This window comes from Streptomyces chattanoogensis (assembly GCF_001294335.1).
Classification (GTDB): Bacteria; Actinomycetota; Actinomycetes; order Streptomycetales; family Streptomycetaceae; genus Streptomyces; species Streptomyces chattanoogensis.
The window spans coordinates 82491-101876 of record NZ_LGKG01000046.1 but is presented as its reverse complement, the minus strand read 5'-3'; the positions used below and the strand labels follow the sequence as shown (position 1 = coordinate 101876).

Below are 19386 nucleotides of genomic sequence, written 5' to 3'. Positions count from 1 at the left end.
GACTGCTGGGTCCGGAGTACGAGAGCGTCTGGCACGCGCTGGCCGCACTGCGCGCTTCCTTCCCCGAGGAAGTCACCGCCGCAATCGTCAGGCACCCGCACCGCCGTGTCAGACGCGCCCTGGCCCGCAACCCCTTCGTGGACCCTGAGGTGCGCGGGCTGCTCGTGGACGATCCTGACTGGTTCGTCCGGCTCTGCCTCGCCGGCCGGCCGGACCGGACGAGGCCTGTCCGACCGCTCCCCGACTGGGTGATCGACCGGATGCTGACGACGTACGACAACGAATGCCTGCAGGAGCTGGTCTTCTCCCGGCAGATCCCCTACCGAGTCCAGCGCACGTACTGCCGCCATCCCCTGGCCTCGGTACGGCAGATGGCCACCCACACCTGGACGCTCCTGTCCGCGGGCGAACGGACCGCGCTGTTGAAGGACCCGCACCCGGAGGTACGAGCGAGTGCGGAGCGCATGCAGGAGACGGACGACGCAGAGGCGATGGAGCGCAGGCTGGGTCCGCTGCCGGTGCCGCACCATCACGGAACCGCGCTGATCCTCGTGAACTACCGCCTCTCGCGGACCATTGTCGACTGGCTGCTGAGCGACCCCCACCCCGACAACCCCTGGGTCCTCGCCCACAACTACAGCACTCCCCCGGACGTCGTCGCCGGACTCGTCACACACGCCGATCCGAAGGTCAGGCTGGAGCTCGCTCGCCGCAGCGACCTCGCCCCCGAGCTCGTGCGGGCCCTCGCGCGCGACGACGCCCCACAGGTGCGCACCGCCATCTCGCTGCGGCCCGGGTTGAGCGAGGACGAGCGGGCGGCCATCGACTACACGGTGGACGCCGACGAGAACTTCGGGCCGTACGAACACCACGCCCATCCGGCCCCCGACCCGGCCGCGTCCGCCGTGTACGCCCGCTCACGCCACCCTCTGCTGCGCCGCCGGGCCGCTCAGGACCCCGCGCTGCCCGCCGCGCTCGTCGCACTGCTCGCGCGGGACGACGACCCGGGCGTACGGATGCTGCTCGCCCACAACCACCCGGCGCCACCGCCGGAGCTGCTGCTGCGCAGCTACCTGGAACACCGGGGCAAGGCCCGCGACCTGCTGATCGAGCACCCGCGCTTCCCCGTCGCGGGACTGGGGCCACGCTTCGCGGACGCGGACGCAGCCGGCGAGCGGCGCCTGGCCGTCCTCGACCCCGGGCTCGCGCCCGCCACCGCCGACCGGCTCACCCGCGACCCGAACACGACGGTCCGCGCGGGGGCGGCCCGCCATCCCCACCTGCCGCACGAGCGGCTGCTCGCCCTCCTCGCCGACGAGGAACTGGGCGAGCACGCCGCCGCCAACCCGGCGCTGCCCGTGACCGTGATGCGCGGGCTGCTCAGGCAGTGAGCAGCCCGCGCGACTCCTGGCTCCCACGCACGGGCCGGCTGTCACGCTCAGCCTTGTAGCCGCCTGATCTGTGTGGCGAGAGCACCGTGCGGGAGGGCGAAGGGGATGATGCCCGGGGTGTGTGCCGCGGAGCCGGGCCGTTCTCGTGACGCCGCCCAGCAGCCCGCAGGCCACACCGTGACGTGGTACTCGCCGTCCTCACGCTCCGGGTTCCGGCCCCGTGCGTGAACGACGACATGCCACGGCCCCGATTCGCCTTCGGGCAGCGTGAGTTCGGAACCCCATGTGCTGCCGTCCGGCACCATCCGGAGGACCTGGCCCGGGCCGGTCAGCTGGATGGGGCTGTGCGGCTGGTCAGCCGCCCCCGACGCGTGTCCGCCGTGTTCGGTTCCGTGAAGAGCCTCACGCTGTTTCTTCGTGCCCGGTGTCGACCGGATGCCCCGCGCCAGGCGTATGCCTGGTGAAGCGAGAGACCCGGGAGTGGAGATTGACCGTCGAGGAGTTTGAGGAGTTCTATGCCCGGACGGTCGCCCGGCTCACGGGGCAGCTGTATGTGATGCTCGGCGATCTGCATGAGGCGCAGGACGTTGTGCAGGAGGCGTTCGTCAAGGGCTGGAGTCGGCGACGGCAGCTCGACAGTGACGGCCGGCCCGAGGCGTGGATCCGGACGGTTGCCTGGCGGCTGGCGGTGAGCCGATGGCGTTTCAGGCGGCGGGCCGCGGATGCCTGGAAGCGCAGTGGTGCTCCACCGCATGTCGAAGGGCCCGGGCCGGATCAGGTGGCGCTGGTCGAGGCGCTGCGTGAACTGCCGGCCCAGCAGCGCCGGACGATGACCCTGCACTACTTGTGCGACCTCACCGTCGAGCAGATCGTCGGCGAGACCGGCCAGTCCGCCAGCACCATCAAGACGCATCTGGCCCGCGGTCGGACCGCGCTCGCCCATCGCCTTCAGGATCCACGCATTGAGGAGGACCCTGGTGCCTGAGCCCCAGGACCCGCTGCGGTCCCTGTTCCAGCAAGCGGCCGCTTCCGGGCAGCGGCGGGCGATCACTGCGCCGGTCGAGCACATCGCCGAGCGGGGCAAGCGGATGCACCGGCGGCGCGTCGCCGCGGTCGTGGCGGGAGCATGTCTGGTTCTGGCCGGCGGCGGTGCGGCCGCGGCCAAGCTCCTCCCGGGTAAGCCGCCCTCCACGCCCCCGGCCACCACTCCCTTTCCCCGCCAACCGTCGCCTGCGCCGACGACCCGGCCCCCGTCGCCGGTCGAGACGAGCCGGCCGCCGTCGGCTGCCCGTACGGTCCGGCCGCCGTCGGCCGAGACCTCCTCGCCCGGAGCACCTGGCGGCGTGCCCACGTCCCTCACCAACGGCACCAACGGCACCGACGGGATGGCCAGCACTTCGCCGCCCTGATCTCGTCCCGTTCCGCAATCGGCGAGCTGCCACCAGGCGGTTCCGCATGCCCCATGCCCCATGCCTCATGCCTCATGCCTACGCACACGCCAAGGAGTCCGAAATCTTCGATACGTCACCCCGGGTGCGGGAGCGCGCCCCGGAACCGCCGCAACGCTCGGTGGTCCGGCAACGGCCCTCCCCGCATGCTCCGCCGGTGGGCACGCCCGGTCCACGCCGCAGCCGAACGCCCCGCTTCGGACGCCCGCCTCTCCCGCTGCGTCCTGAGGACCGGGAGGTGCTGTGGCTGTACCTGCTGACCCGAATAGGGATCTGGACAACGGCCTATTGCACCCGGTGGGTGTTCCCCTCGGGCGGCGACAGCCGTACTCCCGCTCCGGTCCTGGCTCCCTTTCAGCACTGGGACTGGGGGCACTATCTGCACATAGCCCGTGACGGCTACTTTCCCGGGCAGGCCGGCCCCTGGCAGAGCGACTGGGACAACCGCGAAGCCTTCTTTCCGGGATTTCCGCTCCTGCTGCGCGTTGTCCACACGGTCCTCCCCTACTGGACGCCGGCCGGACTGCTGATCTCCTTCATCGCGGGGGCCGTCGCCGTCCTGGCCCTGGCCCGGATCGCCAGGCTGTACGTGCCCGATACGAGCGCAGGCCGGCGCACCGTCTTGTTCTTCCTGCTCTCCCCGTGCGCGATCTTCCTGTCCGTCGGCTACACCGAAGCGCTCTTCCTCGCCTTCGCCCTGCCCGCCTGGCTCGCCGCCCAACGACGCAACTGGGCCCTCGCCGCAACCCTGACCGCCCTGGCCACGTCCGTGCGCATCAGCGGCCTCTTCCTCGCGGCCGCCATCGCCCTGCACTTCACCCTGACCGCCCGCACCCGCCGAGACTGGCGTGCGCTGCCCTGGCTGGCGCTCCCCGCCCTGCCCGCCGTCCTCTACAGCTGGTATCTGCAGGCACATACCGGCGACTGGATGAGCTGGAAACACGCTCAGGAACGCGGCTGGTTCCGCACCTTTCACACGCCGTGGGAAGCGTTCGCCCACACCTGGCACAGCGCCTTCGGCCACTCCCAGACCACCGGCTACGCCTTCATGTTCCAGGCCGAACTCCTCGCCATGTTCGTCGGGCTGTTCCTGCTCGGCCTGCTGATCTGCCAACGCCGCTGGCCCGAGGCCTTCTACATCGGCCTCAGCCTGTGGGCACTGGGGACCTCCTACTGGTACATGTCCATTCCCCGCGCCTCCCTCCTGTGGTGGCCACTGTGGATCACCCTCGCCGGATGGAGCCTGCGGACACCGCGCATCAAGAACGTCTACCTCTGCCTCGTCGCGCCGGTGACCACGGTCTTCGCCGTCACGTTTCTGTCGGGGCACTGGGCCGGCTGAGGGCGCTGCTGCACCGCCGGAGAAGCCGGACGACGGGTGGCGTGGTCCGTTCTCCAGGACCGGGCGGAGTGATCCTTTCTTCAGGATCGGGTGGCGTGGCGGAAGGCCGGGACGTACGTTGATCATCCTCGCTGCCTGCGGTGGAGCCTGGTCGAGCACGGCACGGAAGAATTGCCGAAGAACGTTGTCGCCAGGATGTCGAGGACCGGTGTCCTGCACCGACCAAGGGGTGACAGCGTGCCAACGGGGTGCGCGGACTGGGGAGGACACCCGGGATGAAGTACGTCGCGATGGTCTACGGCAACCAGGCCAGGTGGGACTCCTTCCCGGCCGAGGCCTGGCCGGAGGCCATCGCCAGGCAGGAGGGCCAGCTTCTACCTGCTGGACTGCGAGAGGCTGGAGCGGGCACAGCAGATCGCCGCGGGCAGGCCGTTCGCCGATGCGGACCCGGTCGAACCGTGGCCGGTGTTGCACGAGTCCCCGGCGGATCTGTGAGCCCCGTACGCCTACCGGGAAATGCCTGACGTTGTAATGCCTGACGATGTGATGCCTGACGTTGTGATGCCTGATGAGAGGAAACATCAGTGGACACTTTCCGGACGAGGGACGGACTGGTGCGAGGCCGTCGTCCAGTCTCCGACGTAGCCGCGGTCCTCGGCATTCCCTACGCCGCCGCGCCGTTCGGTGCCAACCGGTTCCGCGCGCCGCGCCCCGCCCGGCCCTGGACGGGTGTCCGGGACTGCGAGAGCTTCGGCCCCATCTCCCCGCAGTCGGCACGTCTGCCCGGTGCTCCGTCCTGGTCGCCCGGCGACGAGGACGTTCTCACGGTCAACGTCTGGACACCGGCAACGCCTGGTGACTCACTCCCCGTTCTGGTCTGGATCCATGGCGGTGCGTACACCTTCGGGTCCTCCGCACAGCCGGACTTCGACGGCACGGCACTGGCCCGCGCCGGGCTGGTGGTGGTCACGTTCAACTACAGAGTGGGTTTCGAGGGCTTCGGCAGCATTCCCGCCGGCGAAGGATCTCCGTATCCGGAGAACCGGGGTCTGCTCGACCAGATTGCCGCATTGCGGTGGGTACGCGAGAACATCGCCGCCTTCGGAGGCGATCCCGGCAACGTCACCGTGGCCGGCCAGTCATCAGGAGCAGCGTCGATCGCCTGTCTGATGGTGATGGAGCGGGCACGGGGGCTGTTCCGCCGCGCCATCGCCCACAGTGTCGCCAGTCCGTGCTATTCCGTGGAACTCGCCGCGGAGACCACCAGGAAGGTCGCCGCCGCGGCAGGCATTGCCCACACTGCCGAAGCGCTGGCCTCCGCGTCGCCAGAGGCACTGGTGGCTGCCTCCGACAGGGTTGTCGACGGCTACCGGCAGGACCCGGACTCGGGAGCCCGCCATTACGACCCCGTCATCTACGGACCGGTCGTCGATGGCGACGTCCTCCCCACGGACCCCCTCACCGCGATCGCCGCGGGAGCCGCACGCGGGGTGGACCTGCTGGTGTGCCACACCACGCGGGAGTTCTGGCTGATGGACGCCGTCGGCAGCTGCAAGAAAGTCACCACCGACGAACAGCTGGCGCGGTTCGCCGAGGACTTCGGGCTGCCCGACGACCTGGTGCCTGGCTACCGCGAGCTCATGCCCCACGCACCTGTTCAGGACATCTACCTCACCCTCTACGGTGACATGCTCTTCGGGGAGTACAGCAGCCGCCTCGCCGACATCCACGCCCAGGCAGGCGGCCGGGCGTTCATGTCTCGCTTCGCCAGGCAGCGCACCGGCCCACGGGGAGAGGTGCACGCCTGGCACTCTGCCGACATACCCTTCGCGTTCGGCAACATCACGGCCGCCAGTGTCGAGTTCCTCATCGGCGGCCCGCCCAGCACATCCGACCACCGCCTCTCGCAGAACATGGTGGCCGCCTGGGCCGCCTTCGCCACCAACGGCGACCCTGGCTGGCAGCCCCTCGACATGTCCACCACGCCTCCCCGCGTCTGGGCGGCCGAAGACGACTCCACCCCGGCGCAGTCCTTCATCGAAGGCCGCCGGGAACTGTGGCGCATGCACCACTACCCGCTGCTGCGCCCCTGAGCGCAGACGGAACGACCAGGCTGTGTGCGAGAGCGGCCGGGACCTGAACGCCCCGCGGACGTCACGGCAGACGGTCGGTCGTCCGCCCAGGGTGCCGCTCCGCCGGCCGAGGGGAGCCGGCTACGGCCTCAGCGCGGCCACTTCTCGGGTGTCCTGCTGGTGATCACATGGCACACCGCTGGCTTCCCGGGGCCCGGAGACCTGCCCTGGGCGACGAGCCTCACGCCGTCGAGCAGGATGCGGCAGGACGCGATCCCGTCTCCTGCGGGGGTCACCTCCACGCGGGCCTCCGCGCCGGTGTTGACGACGACCTTCGTACTCCAGGGAAGCCTGGTGGAGCCGAGCCGCTCATCGCGCTTCTCCGGTTTGTACCGGTCGGGATTGTGCCGGTAGCGCACGACGGTGGCCCGGGGTTCGCCGCGTACGGACTTGCCCTCATAGGTGAGGTACCAGGCGCTCCCGCCCGCCTTCTCCTTGATCCACGTGGTGTTGCTCCGCGCCCAGAGCACTCCGCCGACCACCAGGGCCGCCACCAGGGCGCCTAGCAGGATCAGAACGAGGTTGCCCCGGAAGGTGCGGGACGATGGGTGCTGGGATGTCATGGGCCTCGGCTCTCCGTGCTCCGCCTTCGTTTCCTGCTGCGCGAACGCGGACTCAGCGGTCGTTCCCCACCACTGTACGGACGGCTCCCACGGACGGGCGTCGCCCCGCCGACGGATCCTCGGGGTTGCTGTGCGGTCCTGCGACGAGGTGGTCGCTCCGGCCGTGGGCCCCTCACCGGCGGCGGCGCCTTGGGCCACGTCGCGGGACGGTTGACCACGCTCGAACCACGCGGCCTGGTGCGGGAGTTCGCGCTTTGGCTGCTGTTCAACCTGCCGCGCAGGAACTGCCGGACCTGACCAAGTGGGCCGGTGCGACGATGCCTGCCTCGGAGCATGGCCTCCGGTGTGTTCAGAAGGGACGGGGCAGGCCGATGGGGTTGGGGAACGGCAGCACCTTGGCGTCCACCACCTGCCGGGCCGGGCCTTCCAGGGCGGTGAGCAGTGCGTCCGCTGCGCGGTCGGGGAGGGGTTGCAGGAGCCGGGCGGCCAGGCGGTCGGTGGTGTCCTCGATACGGGCCCGTTCCTCGTGGCCGTGTGCGGTGGCTCGGGTCTCCGCGTCCAGCAGGCCGCGGGAGCGCAACCGGTCCACGGCGGCTGCCCACTCCTCCTCGCTCCAGCCGCGGTCGAGCCGGATGCCGTCCTGGGGCACCCGGCCGGTGGCGGCGGCGAGCACCAGGGCCTCGCAGCCGTCCAGTCCGTGGTCAGCCAGTGCGGCGGCGTGCGCATCGCCCCTGAACTCCCGGAGGCAGGTGGTCAGTTGCCACAGCCGCTCGACCGGATCGTCGCGGCGGCAGCATGCGCGGTTGGCGGTGAACAGCGGCCGGGCGGGCGCCGGCGCGTCCTCGACCATGGCGGCAAGCGGTGTCGACAGCTTGGCGGCGTGGTCGTCGATCCCGGGAACGATCGACCGCAGCGCCGCTGCGGCCCGCCTGGCCCGTGTGTCGATGATCTCTTCCGGGCTGACGGTCGACCAAGCGGCGGGCAGGGCGCGTTCCACCATCCCGGGTGCGAAGACGGCGAGAACTGCGGTGGCGAGTGAGGGCCCCACCGGTCCCATGGGAGCCGTGCGGGCAGCGAAGTAGCCCATCCAGAAGCCCTTGAGGCCCAGGGCTCTGCCCATCCCGCGGCACTGCTCGTCGAAGTAGATCACTGCATGAAGGGGTTCGGTACGCAGCCACAGCGTCCGGGCTCTGAGCTCCATGGGCCCGCACGTTACCGCCAGGTACGCGACGTTCGCTGCGGCCGGGACTGCCGGGGAAGCGCCACGAGGGCGAGAATCGGCCACAGTCGCACAAGCTTGCGCCGTGGCGTCCGGCGCACGCCCCGAAGCGGCGTGGCCGGCGTTCGACAGCCCAGATCATCTGCGGCGTTGCCGTCCCGGTGGCGACTATGCGGCCGTCATAAGCGACCAGGGGCCCGGCATGTCCGGCCGCCGACGGCGGAGTGCGGTACGGCCGCCCCGGCGCAGGCACGCGGGGGTTCCCGCGGTGTCGGACGCGCGCGGCGCGGCGGCCTGACAGAGTTGACCGAATCCGGCTTTCGAAGGGTTGACTCTCCAGTAACCAGCCCGCAAACTCCGACACGGCTCGTAATCGGCTCGTACTCGGCTCATAGTCGTCTACCCGTTCTCCGTAGACCTCCTCCGGGAAAACCCCTCCTCCCAAACCCCCTCTCCTTCCTCTCCGTCAGCCATGTGCGCCCGCTGTTGACCTCGTCCGGCGGCGTGCCTGCGCATGCCCGCTGCGATGCGTCCGACATCTTCACGTGCTGTCCGGCAAGCGAGATCGTCTCAGTCCTGCTCAATACCCGCATGAGGGGAGCATCAATGGACCACGCCACTCAAGTTCGCATCATCCAGGAATTGCTCGAATTCGAGGAACAGCGCACCACGGACATGGACGGCCAGGAAAGCGAGCATTACAACCCGGTCGCCGCCTATACCGACCCGGACCGGCTGACGGCGGAGCTGGACCGCATCTGGTACCGCCGGCCACTCGCGGTGGGGCATGTCGCGGAGTTTCCCGAAGCCGGCTCGTTCAAGACCCTCCGGGTCGGCAAGGTCCCCATACTCGTCGTCCGGGGCAAGGACGACCGGATCAGGGCCTTCGTGAACGTCTGCCGGCACCGCGGCACGATCCTGGTGGAGGGGGAGTGCGGGCGGGCCAACGCCTTCGCCTGTCCGTACCACGCCTGGACCTTCGGGCAGGACGGGGGCCTGCGGCACGTCCCCGACGACTTCGGATTCCCCGATGTGGCGGCCGACAAGGGCCGGTTCGGCCTGCGGGAACTCTGGTCGCAGGTCCATGCGGGCTTCGTGTACGTCCAGGCCGACGGGAACACCCCCGAGCAACAGCTGGTGGACTGGCTGGACGAAGTCGGCAGGGACCTGCAGGACCTGGCTCTGGACGACTACGCGGCCCTGGAGCCGTCCACGGTGCGCCATCCGGTGAACTGGAAGCTGCCGTTCGACATTTTCCTGGAGAACTACCACACCAAATTCACCCACCGGTCCACGATCTACCCGGTGTTCCTGTCGAACGTGGGGAAGTTCGACGCCTTCGGCCCGCATATCCGCTGTGTGCTCCCCCGGCGTGAGATCACCGAACTGCGGCACATCGACGAGAGCAAATGGGATCTGGTCGAGCAGTCCACGCTGCTCTACGTCGTGTGGCCGAACACCATGATCGCCGTACTTCCGGAGCATGCCGCGGTCTGGCATGTGTACCCGGACGGCGTCGAGCATTCGACGATGAACTTCTACGCCCTGATCGCCCGGCGGCTCTACGAGTCCGAGGCGGAGAAGGAGAAGTGGCAAAAGAGCCTGAAGGTCGTCAAAAAGGTGAAGCGCGAGGATGCAGAAAGGTTTCTCTCCATCCAGCAGGGCTTGAATTCCGGAGCGCATCCGGCCCTGACCTTCGGCCGTTACGAAAAGGCCATCGCCTGGTTCCACCAGAGCATCGAGACGGCCCTCGCCGATCCTGCCGCCCCGGCCACCGCCGAACCGGCTGCCGAAGCCTCCGCCCACTGACCGGCCCAGAGGGAGATGACGCACATGACCGAGACGACAGCCGAGACCGTGCCCGTGGTGGAGACCCCCGAGGACTTCCGGCGGATGCCCGAGGAGTACCAGGAGCTGGCCATCCACCAGATGATGGTCCACACCGAAGGCGAACTGTCGGGCGCGGACGACTACTTGCAGGTGTTCTTCCCCATCGCGCCCAACGCCTATGAGCGCAAGGTGTGCTGCGAGCGGGCCGCCGAGGAGATCGACCACTACATGATCGGTGCCGCGGTCCTGAACGACCTGGGCATCAACACCGACCACATGCTGGACCAGAAGCTGCTGGAGCGCGGCCTGTACGCCTCCCCCGCCATCCACAACATCAAGACCTGGACCCAGCGCGCCCTGTTCTCCTACATCGGCGAGAACGCGGTCCTCGACCACATCGAGGAAATGGCGAAGTCCAGCTACCGCCCCTGGGCGAACTCCTTCGGCAAGGTCATCCGGGACGAGCACGTCCATGTCGGGCACGGGCGGCGGATCGTCCGCGAGATGCTGCGCGACGAGGCCGGGCGGGAGGAGGTGCAGCAGACGCTGAACGCCATGTGGCCCTTCGTCCTCAGCCTGTTCGGCAGCGACACGTCCCGCCGCTCCCCGGAGTATCTGCGCTGGGGTCTGCGGCAGCGGACCAACGCCGAGGCCCGTGACTTCTTCGTCGCCCGGATCGTGCCCGAACTCAACAGGATGGGGCTGACGGTCCCCGACCAGCCCGCCCCGCAGGCGCCCGCCCAGCCGGAAGGCCCCACACACGCATGAAGCAGGACGTCACGATCACCCTGCCCTCGGCCCGCAACGGCTCCGCACCCGGCCTCACCGGCTGGGGGCGGCGCCTGCGGGAACTCCTCGCCGCCGACCCGGAACTCCAGGCACGCTTCGACGCCGTACGGCGCTTCGGGGCGGGGATCCGCTCCTCCGAATACCACCTGACCAACGCCTGCAACATCCGCTGCAAGGGCTGCTGGTTCTTCACCTACGAGTTCCAGAAGTCGGCGAAGGAGAACACCAGCCTCGCGGACCTGAAGGCGTTCGTCGCCGCCGAGACGGCCCGCGGGATCAACGCCGCCCTGCTCATCGGCGGGGAGCCCACCCTGTTCGCCGACCGTATTGCCGTCTACCGCGACGCCATGCCGTACGTGACGATCTCCACCAACGGTCTCAAGCCGCTGCCGCGCGCAGGCTTCGAGGACATCACGGTGGCCGTATCGCTCTTCGGCGGCGGACCGCTGGACGACGAGCTGCGGGCCATCCGCCCCAACGGCAAGCGCTTCACCGACCTGTTCGACACGGCGCTGGAGAACTACCGCGACGACCCACGGGCCGGATTCATCTACGCCCTCTCCGAGGACGGTATCGACTACATCGACGACACCGTCCGCCGCATCCGCGACAACGGCAACCGTGTCCACTTCAACTTCTACAGCAGCTACGACAGCGACGATCCGCTGTACGCCGTACGGACCCGGGAGCTGCTCACCGAGGCGCTGCGGGTCCGCGCGGCCTACCCGGAGACGGTGATCAGCCATCCGTACTCCATCGAGGTCATGATCACCGGTCGCAGCCACTGGGGAGAGTTCGGCTACGACGTCTGCCCCAGCGTCAGCTCCGCCAACGCCGCCCACAACGCCCGGATCCGCAACGGCAATCCCGTGCTGCCGATGTTCAACACCTGGGCCGCGGACCTGGAGACCGTCCACTTCTGCTGCACCAGCGGGCACTGCGCCTCCTGCCGGGACAGCCAGGCGGTGTTCAGCTGGCTGATGGTCAGTCCGCACCGCTTCACGGAGTCCGCCGAGCAGCTGTGGACCTGGGTGCAGCTCGCCGAGAGTTATTGGAGCCAGTTCTCCTGGTCCCCCTTCCACCCGTCCTACCAGGAGGGCGCGTGAACGAAGGCGACTGGAGTGTCCCCGACCACACCAGTGGCGGCCGCACCGCGGTGACCAGCATGGTGGACGTGCTCAGACAACGGGCGCAGTCCGCTCCCGACACCGTCGGCTACCACCTGCACCTGCCGGCTCCCGGGGGCGGGGAAGAGGACCAGCAGCTGACGTACGGCGAGCTGCACACCCGGGCCCGGTGCGTCGCGGCGGCGCTGCTCGACGGCCACCGGCCGCCCGGCGGGCGCCGCGCCGTTCTGCTGTACCCGCCGCCGTCCGCCGACTACATCGCCGCGTTCCTCGGCTGCATGTACGCCGATGTGCTGCCGGTGCCCGCCTACCCTCCGCTCACCGCGGACCAGTGGGCGGCACTGGCCGCCATCGTCCGCGACTGCGGGGCGGAACTCGTGTGCACCACGCAGGCCATGGCACCGGGCGTCCGGGAGGCGCTGGCCGCGGCGGGGGCGGCCGACGTGCGGGCGGTCGCCACCGACACCGTCACCGAGCCCCTGGCCGAGGACGCCCTCGCCCGCCCCGGCGCCGATGCGACGGCGTTCGTCCAGTACACGTCCGGCAGCACCGGGCACCCCAAAGGCGTCGTCGTCCGGCATCGCAATCTGCTGGCCAACCTGGAAGTGATCGAGTCGTCGTTCGGCCACACCGCCGACTCCACCGGTGTCATCTGGCTGCCGCCCTACCACGACATGGGGCTGATCGGCGGCATCCTGACACCGCTCCACCAGGGCTTCCCCGTCCACCTCACCTCACCGCTCGCCTTTCTGCAGGATCCTCTCTCCTGGCTGCGGCTCGTCTCCCGCACCGGCGCCACCACCAGCGGGGGACCGGACTTCGCCTATGCGCTGTGCGCCCGCAAGGCGCGCCCCGAGGACGTGGCGGAACTCGACCTGAGCGCATGGAACGTGGCGTTCAACGGCGCCGAAATGCTGCGCCCCGAAACCCTGGACGCCTTCACCGACACCTTCGCCCCGGCGGGCTTCCGCCGCAGCGCCTTCCTCGCCTGCTACGGCATGGCCGAATCCACGCTGATGGCCACAGGAACGGCTAGGCACCGCGAACCGCTGGTCGTCCCCGGGCGAAAGGCCGTGGCCAGTGGAGAACCGCGCGGTCTGGAGGTCCGTATCGTCGCACCGGACGAGCGGCGCGTCCTGGCCGACGGCGAGGAGGGGGAGATCTGGCTGCGCGGGCCGAGCGTGGCCGCCGGCTACTGGGACCGGCCCGAGGAGAGCGAGGCCGCCTTCGGAGCACGTCTGGCCGACGGCGACGGCCCGTATCTGCGCACCGGCGACCTGGGCTATCTGCAGGACGGGCACCTGGTGGTGGTCGGCCGCATCAAGGACCTCATCATCGTGCGCGGCCGCAACATCGCACCGGCCCAGCTGGAGGAGGCGGCCTGGCGGGCCGTTCCCGAACTCCGGCCCGGCTGCGCCGCCGCCTTCGCCCTGGACGGGGTGCACGGCGAAGAGGTGGCGCTGGTGGCCGAGGCCCGCCGCACCGACCTGGATGCGGAACAGCTGGCCGGAGTTGCCCGACGGTTGCGTGCCGCCGTTACCGCAGCCTGTGGAGTGGGGGTGCGGCTCGCCGTCGTGGTGGCGTCCGGAGCCGTGCCGAAAACCAGCAGCGGCAAGGTCCGCCGCTCGCTCTGCCGCGACCTGTTGCGCCGGGCCGCGTTGGAGGAACTGCACCGCACGGACTTCGAGGCGCGGGCGTCCGGTGCGGGGCCGGAGCGCCGGGACGGGCCACCGGCCCGCGACGGATCCGCACCGTCGGACGGCCCCGCAGGGCCGGGCAAGGCGATGGCGGAGCTGATTGCCCGGGCCGTGGCCGAGGTGCTCGCCGTCCCCGTGGAGGAAGTGGCGCGCGACCGCAAGTGGACCGAACTCGGCCTGGACTCCCTCGGCACGGTCGAGGCCGCCACCGCGATCCAGGAGCGGCTCGGACGGGACGTCCCGGTCGGACTGCTTTTCGAGCAGCCCACGGTGGTGGCCCTCGCGGACGAGCTGTCGCGCCGCGAAGCGGCGGCCGGGGCGGGAGCGGACGTCCCGGCACCGCGGCCGGAGCCCGCCGAGCCGATCGCGGTGATCGGCCTCGCCTGCCGGATGCCCGGCGGAGCCGCCGATACCGACGCCTTCTGGGAACTGACCCGCCATGGCCGCGATCTCACCACCGGAAGACCTCCGGAGCGACGCGAGTTGCCCGGACTCCCGGCCGGTGACGACTCGTCCATGAGGCTCGGCGCTCTCGACGACATCGACTGCCTCGACGCGCCGCTTCTGGAGGTCAGCGCGCCCGAGGCCCGCGCCATGGACCCCCAGCACCGGCTGCTGCTGGAGACGGCGTGGGCCGCGCTGGAGGAGTCCGGGCATGATCCGCGGTCGCTGCGCGGCTCCCGCACGGGGGTCTATGTCGGCATCTCGTCGGCGGACTACGCACGGATCGCCGAGCACGGACGAATCTCCCGGTTCACCGGGGTCGGTGCCAGCCCCGCATCCGCAGCCGGGCGGATCTCGTACCACCTCGGCCTGCGCGGGCCCAGCCTCGCGGTGGACACCGCCTGTTCGTCCTCGCTCGCCGCGGTCCATCTCGCGGTCCGGGCGCTGCGCCACGGCGAGTGTGAACGGGCCGTCGTCGGCGGGGTCAACCTGGTGCTGGCGGATGAGCCGACCGAGGCGCTGACGCGGCTGGGGGTGCTGTCGCCCAGCGGGCGCTGCCGGCCCTTCGACGAGACCGCCGACGGATATGTCCGCGGCGAAGGGTGCGGGGTCGCGGTCCTGATGCCGCTCTCCGCCGCGCGCCGCCAGGGTCTTCCGGTCCGCGCGCTCATCCGCGGCAGCGCCCTCAACCACAACGGCTCCGGCAACGGCATCACGGCCCCCTCCGGCAGCGCCCAGCGCGAGGTGATGACCGACGCCCTGCGCGATGCGGGGCTGGCGCCTTCCAGCATCGGTTATGTGGAGGCCCACGGCTCGGCCACCGCGCTCGGCGACGCCATCGAGCTGGCGTCCACCGGCGCGGTGTACGGCGCCGGCCGGGCGGACGGGGACACCTGGCGCATCGGTTCGGTCAAGTCGTCCCTCGGGCACCTGGAGGCCGCGGCCGGAATCGCCGGACTGATCAGAACGGTCCTCGCCCTCGAACACGCCGCATTCCCGGCCCTGCCGCTGCCGCACGGCCCCAACCCGAAGGCCGACTGGTCCGGCGCCCGGCTCGCCGCCGCCGCCGAACCGCTGCCCTGGCCGCGGCACGACGACACCGCCCGCGCCGCCGGGGTCAGCTCCTTCGGCTTCAGCGGTACGAACGTCCACGTCGTCCTGCAGGAGGCCCCACCCGCCGAGCGCTGCCCGGCGCCCACGGGCCGCCGTGTGATCGTTCCGGTGTCGGCCAGGACCGACGGCGCACTGCGCGAGGCCGTCGCCCGGCTCGCCGCCGCACTGCGCTCCGACGCGCCCGAACTCACCGCCGTCGCCGGAACACTGGCCGAGCACCGCACCCGCTTCGCACACCGGGCGGCCTTCCATGCCGCTTCCCTGCCCGAACTGCTGGCCGCACTCGACAAATGGCTCACCGACCCGCCGCGCACCGTCCCCGTGACCTCGGCACCCCCACTGCGACTCGCCGCCGGCGGCAGCACCACCACGGAACGGACGCTCAGCCCGCGGGCCGCGGCCGGGACCCTGCGCGGCTGGGGCATCCCGGTCACCGAGGAGGACGCCGCCGGCCAGGGGGCGGTCCTGCGCGCCCACTTCCCCGCCGCGCCCGGCACCGGTCTCCCCGTACCCGTGGACCTGGTGGACTTCGAGGCGCTCTGCACCGCGGCCTGCCTCTACTACACCCTCGGCGGCGACCTCGATCTGCGTGCGGTCAACGGACCCCTGCCGTACCGGGTCAGGCTCCCGTCCTATCCCTTCGAAAAGCGTCGCTACTGGATCGACGGAACCCAACGGAGGACGACGTGACCGCTGCTGCACTGCTGGAAATCCTTGACGACCTGCGTGCCCGGCCCCACGCCCCGGACCGGGCGCCGGTCCAGCACGCCGCGCTCGGCTATCTCACCGCCCTGGTCCGCGAGGGACTGGACCTCGACGAGCAGGAGCCGATACCGGACGACCGGCCCATCGGCGAGGTCGGCGTCGACTCGCTGCTCGCCCTGGAGCTCGGCGACCGCATCGCCGAGGACATCGGGGTCACCCTCAGCGCAGAGACCCTCGCCGACCAGCCCACCCTGCGCGAACTGGCCGACCGGCTCGCCGCCGAAGTGCCCGCGGCCGCGGCATGACCACACCCTTCCCCGACACCCTGTACTGCGTACCGTACGCCGGTGGCACGGGCCAGGCGTATGCCCGGCTCGGCCGCCGGGCCGGGCCCGGGCTGCGGCTGGCCGGGCTCGATCTGCCGGGCCGGGGCCTCCGGCGCAGCCTGCCCCCGGCCCGGGCCCTCCCCCAGGCGGTGGCCGCGCTCGCCGGACAGGTACAGGAAGAGCTGCGCGCCAGGCCTCCTTCCGGCCCCTACGGCATTCTCGGGCACAGCTTCGGCGCCCTGCTCGCGCACCGGCTCGCCGCCGAGCTGAGCAGGTCGGCGGCGGGCCCGCCCGCCCTGCTGGTGGTCTCCGGCTGTCCGCCGCCGCATCTGCTCGGCCGGCTGGACGGCACCGCGGAGGAGCTGCTGCAGGCGGCCACCCGGGAACTGCGGGCCACCGTGTCCGCGGGCGCCGACCATTCCGCTGTCTGGGACGCCGCCGCCGAGGCCGGCCGGCAGGACCTGGCCCTGCTGGAACAGGGGGCCACGGCGACACCGCCCGTGCTCGGCATCCCCGTCGTGGGCCTGTACGGGGCCGATGATCCCTTCCGCCCCGGCGAGACCATGGCGGGCTGGGCGCGGTGGACCAGGGCCGGCTTCACCCTCCGAGCCGTACCCGGCGGCCACTTCTGCTTTCGGGAGCACCCCGAACCGTATCTCGACGCCCTGCGCAGCCAGCCGATGAGCGCCACCGGAAGCCGAGGTTGACGATGAACACCATGGACACGACGTACGCGACGGGCACGGGGGCGGGCCCACGGGCGGTGGAGATCGCGGACACCGGGACCGACCCGGGCACCGACTTCCAGGTACCGGCCTCCGGAGACGCCCGGATGACCTGGGAGTACGACCTGCGGGACGAACGGCTGATGGCGCTCTACCAGCGCGGCAAAGACCGTCAGTGGGATGCGGCCACGCGCATCCCCTGGGAGCTGGAGGTCGACCGCGCGAACCCGCTCGGCCAGCCCGAGGAACTGATCCCGATCCATGGTTCGCGTACCTGGGAGCGGTTCGGCCACGACCGGAAGTTCGTCGCCGATCTCTTTCTGCACACCACCGCCTGGCAGTTCAGCCAGTTCCTCCACGGTGAGCAGGGCGCCCTGGTGTGCGCCTCGCGGATCGTGGAGACGGTTCCCGATCTGGAGTCGAAGTTCTACGCCAGCACCCAGGTCGTCGACGAAGCCCGGCATCTGGAGGCGTACAACCGCTTCGTACAGGAAAAGCTGGGCCTGATGTACCCGATCAACCCTGCCTTGCGCGAGTTGCTGGAGCAGACTCTTGCCGACTCCCGCTGGGACATGCCGTACCTCGGGATGCAGGTACTGATCGAGGGCTTGGCGCTGGCCGCCTTCGGGCTGTTGCGGGATGCCACGGCGGGCGGCGCCGCTCCCCTGCCGCACGCGCTGCTGGCGTATGTGATGCAGGACGAGGCACGCCATGTGGCTTTCGGCCGACTGGCGCTGAGGCAGCTGTACGCGGAACTGTCCAGCGCGGAGCGCAAGGACCGCCAGGAGTTCGTGATCGAGGGTTCCCGGCTGCTGTTCCGCAGGTTCCGCGGCGACGAGATGTGGCAGGCGCTGGGACTCGATCACGCCGACTGTGTGACGGCGATCGAGAACTCCCCGTCGATGAAGGCCTTCCGCAGCCTGCTGTTCAGCCGTGTGGTGCCCGCTCTCCGCGATATCGGCCTGTGGGGCGAGCCGGTGGCGGCGGCCTACGAGAAGCTGGGCGTGATCGAGTACGCGAAGTACGACCTGGACACCCTGATGGCCAGGGACGAGGACATGGCCCAAGCGGCGGAGCGCGAACAACGCGAACTGACCGTACGCCAGGCTCAGGTGGCCGAAACCATCGCCATCGGTGCCGCACCCGACCCGGGTGGCGCAGACTCGAGCTGACCACCCAACGCCACGACACCACACCCAGACGGAGGACAGATCCGGTGCCCGACCCGAGCGACTTCGACCCGTCCCGCTTCCGCTGCGTCACCCGCTTCGAAGTCCCCTTCCACGACGTGGACATGCTGGGCCACGTCAACAGCGTTGCGTATCTGCGGTGGGCGGAGAGCGCCCGCGCGACGTACCAGATAGACGTCCTCAAGGAAGACGTGGACGGCCGACGCGGCTTTGTGGTCGGCCGGATCTCCTTCGCCTATTTCCAGCCGCTGCGCTTCCGCGAGCCGGTATGCGTGGGCATCCGCATCTCCCGGCTCGGAGGCAAGTCGTTCGACTTCGACTACGCCGTGTGGCGCGAGAGCGACGGCGCCCCGGCCGCCACCGGACAGTCCGCCATGATCGCCTACAACGCCGTCGAGGAGCACTCGATCCCCGTCCCCCAGGCATGGCAGGACGCGGTGGAGGCCTTTGAACCACAGCCGCCTCTGCGCCCGTGACCTGACTGCGCGCGGAGGCCGGAAGGACCCGTCAGCCGGCCGTGCCGTTGCGCGGGGCTTGCCCGGGCGGTCGTGCGAGGCTTGTCCCCGTACCGATCGAAGGGGGAACGTCACCATGCACGCGCCTGGCCGGCCCGAAGACCTCGAGCGTCCCGAACGCCTGTGGGCGCGGGCCCTCACCCTCGCCGTGCTGGAAAGGGCGTGCACCCACTGGAAGGAACACGCCCTGGACGAGCACGGCCTGTGGTGCCACTCGACCGGCGCGGGCGGCTGGTGGCGGCTGACCGTGTTCGACGGCGGGCGCGCCGTGTTCGTCGGCCAGGATCCGGACGGCAGCCACACCCACGTCGGCGGCCGACAGATCGACTTCCTGGCGGGCGGCCCGGACTGGCTGCCCTGGGACCAGCTGCGCGAGGACGAGGCGGGCAACCTCTTCGGCTTCGTCTACTGGTGGGAGAACGATGCCTGGCACCGGATCCCGTACCCCGATGAAGTGGACGAGGACGGGCTCGACGGCGCCGCGCCCTGGGTGGGTTCGGAGGAGGAGTTCCTGAGCCTGGCGGCAGCGCTGGGTGCCGACGGCCTGCCGCCCGAGCGGCGTGTGGCCCGCTTCGAGGCCACCACCCGGTTCCGGCAGCGCGTGGAGGACGGCACCGCCGACGAGACGGCGGTGGTCGAGCTCCTGGACGCGGCGTGCCCCGACGGGACACCGCCCGAGCGCCGGGAGGCGGCACTCGGCATCGCCGCCCGCGCCGGGATCACGGGGGCCAGGACCCGTACGTAGCCCGGCGCGGCACTCAGGCGGCAGCCCGTGCCTGGTCTGCTGGTTCACGACGCGGACGGCCCATTGTCAGTGGGCTCGTGAATCA

The 19386-nt window shown here is 70.7% G+C and carries 16 protein-coding genes; 14 read left to right on the top strand and 2 right to left on the bottom strand.

Features of this window, described 5'->3' with window-relative positions:
- Positions 1 to 164 precede the first annotated feature (164 nt).
- From ADL29_RS08040 to ADL29_RS08020, 5 genes are all read left to right on the top strand, one after another.
- Positions 165 to 1391 (top strand): translation initiation factor 2, encoded by a 1227-nt coding sequence (locus ADL29_RS08040; RefSeq protein WP_245689218.1) that lies wholly within the window; start codon positions 165 to 167, stop codon positions 1389 to 1391.
- A gap of 487 nt (positions 1392 to 1878) precedes the next feature.
- On the top strand, positions 1879 to 2376 hold the full coding sequence (locus ADL29_RS08035) for a SigE family RNA polymerase sigma factor (protein ID WP_053923022.1): 498 nt from the start codon (positions 1879 to 1881) through the stop codon (positions 2374 to 2376).
- Entirely contained in the window at positions 2369 to 2800 is a 432-nt protein-coding gene (locus ADL29_RS08030) for a hypothetical protein (RefSeq protein ID WP_053923021.1), read from the top strand. The genes ADL29_RS08035 and ADL29_RS08030 overlap by 8 nt, the downstream gene beginning before the upstream one ends.
- Positions 2801 to 3077: 277 nt before the next feature.
- Entirely contained in the window at positions 3078 to 4181 is a 1104-nt protein-coding gene (locus tag ADL29_RS08025; RefSeq protein WP_053923020.1) for a mannosyltransferase family protein, read from the top strand.
- 584 nt (positions 4182 to 4765) lie between these two features.
- On the top strand, positions 4766 to 6274 hold the full coding sequence (locus tag ADL29_RS08020; RefSeq protein ID WP_053923019.1) for a carboxylesterase/lipase family protein: 1509 nt from the start codon (positions 4766 to 4768) through the stop codon (positions 6272 to 6274).
- Positions 6275 to 6402: 128 nt separating this feature from the next.
- Here ADL29_RS08020 and ADL29_RS08015 read toward each other — a convergent pair whose 3' ends face one another.
- Together ADL29_RS08015 and ADL29_RS08010 are read right to left on the bottom strand one after the other, a co-directional pair.
- Entirely contained in the window at positions 6403 to 6876 is a 474-nt protein-coding gene (locus ADL29_RS08015; protein WP_053923018.1) for a hypothetical protein, read from the bottom strand.
- 349 nt (positions 6877 to 7225) lie between these two features.
- Positions 7226 to 8077 carry an SCO6745 family protein gene (locus ADL29_RS08010; protein WP_053923017.1) on the bottom strand — a complete coding sequence of 284 codons (852 nt, stop codon included), beginning with the start codon at positions 8075 to 8077 and terminating at the stop codon, positions 7226 to 7228.
- Positions 8078 to 8701: 624 nt separating this feature from the next.
- Here ADL29_RS08010 and ADL29_RS44000 point away from each other — a divergent pair.
- The 9 genes from ADL29_RS44000 (at position 8702) to ADL29_RS07965 (ending at position 19301) form a co-directional block, all read left to right on the top strand.
- Positions 8702 to 9904 (top strand): aromatic ring-hydroxylating oxygenase subunit alpha, encoded by a 1203-nt coding sequence (locus tag ADL29_RS44000; protein WP_053923016.1) that lies wholly within the window; start codon positions 8702 to 8704, stop codon positions 9902 to 9904.
- Between the two features lie 24 nt (positions 9905 to 9928).
- The gene (locus ADL29_RS08000) at positions 9929 to 10693 is read left to right on the top strand and encodes a Phenylacetic acid catabolic protein (protein WP_244318888.1); all 765 of its coding nucleotides are present in this window, start codon (positions 9929 to 9931) and stop codon (positions 10691 to 10693) included.
- Positions 10690 to 11820, top strand: coding sequence for a radical SAM family protein (locus ADL29_RS07995; RefSeq protein ID WP_078970827.1), 1131 nt, complete (start codon positions 10690 to 10692; stop codon positions 11818 to 11820). Before ADL29_RS08000 ends, ADL29_RS07995 begins: the two co-directional genes overlap by 4 nt.
- The gene (locus tag ADL29_RS07990; protein ID WP_053923015.1) at positions 11817 to 15785 is read left to right on the top strand and encodes a beta-ketoacyl synthase N-terminal-like domain-containing protein; all 3969 of its coding nucleotides are present in this window, start codon (positions 11817 to 11819) and stop codon (positions 15783 to 15785) included. Before ADL29_RS07995 ends, ADL29_RS07990 begins: the two co-directional genes overlap by 4 nt.
- Entirely contained in the window at positions 15782 to 16105 is a 324-nt protein-coding gene (locus ADL29_RS43365) for an acyl carrier protein (protein WP_053923014.1), read from the top strand. Before ADL29_RS07990 ends, ADL29_RS43365 begins: the two co-directional genes overlap by 4 nt.
- On the top strand, positions 16102 to 16833 hold the full coding sequence (locus tag ADL29_RS07980; protein ID WP_053923013.1) for a thioesterase II family protein: 732 nt from the start codon (positions 16102 to 16104) through the stop codon (positions 16831 to 16833). The genes ADL29_RS43365 and ADL29_RS07980 overlap by 4 nt, the downstream gene beginning before the upstream one ends.
- Positions 16834 to 16844: 11 nt before the next feature.
- On the top strand, positions 16845 to 18023 hold the full coding sequence (locus tag ADL29_RS07975) for a ferritin-like domain-containing protein (RefSeq protein WP_078970833.1): 1179 nt from the start codon (positions 16845 to 16847) through the stop codon (positions 18021 to 18023).
- A 44-nt stretch (positions 18024 to 18067) separates the two neighbouring features.
- Positions 18068 to 18517 (top strand): acyl-CoA thioesterase, encoded by a 450-nt coding sequence (locus ADL29_RS07970; RefSeq protein ID WP_053923012.1) that lies wholly within the window; start codon positions 18068 to 18070, stop codon positions 18515 to 18517.
- A 115-nt stretch (positions 18518 to 18632) separates the two neighbouring features.
- A complete protein-coding gene (locus tag ADL29_RS07965) occupies positions 18633 to 19301 on the top strand; it encodes a hypothetical protein (protein ID WP_053923011.1) in 669 nt (222 codons plus the stop codon).
- Positions 19302 to 19386 lie beyond the last annotated feature (85 nt).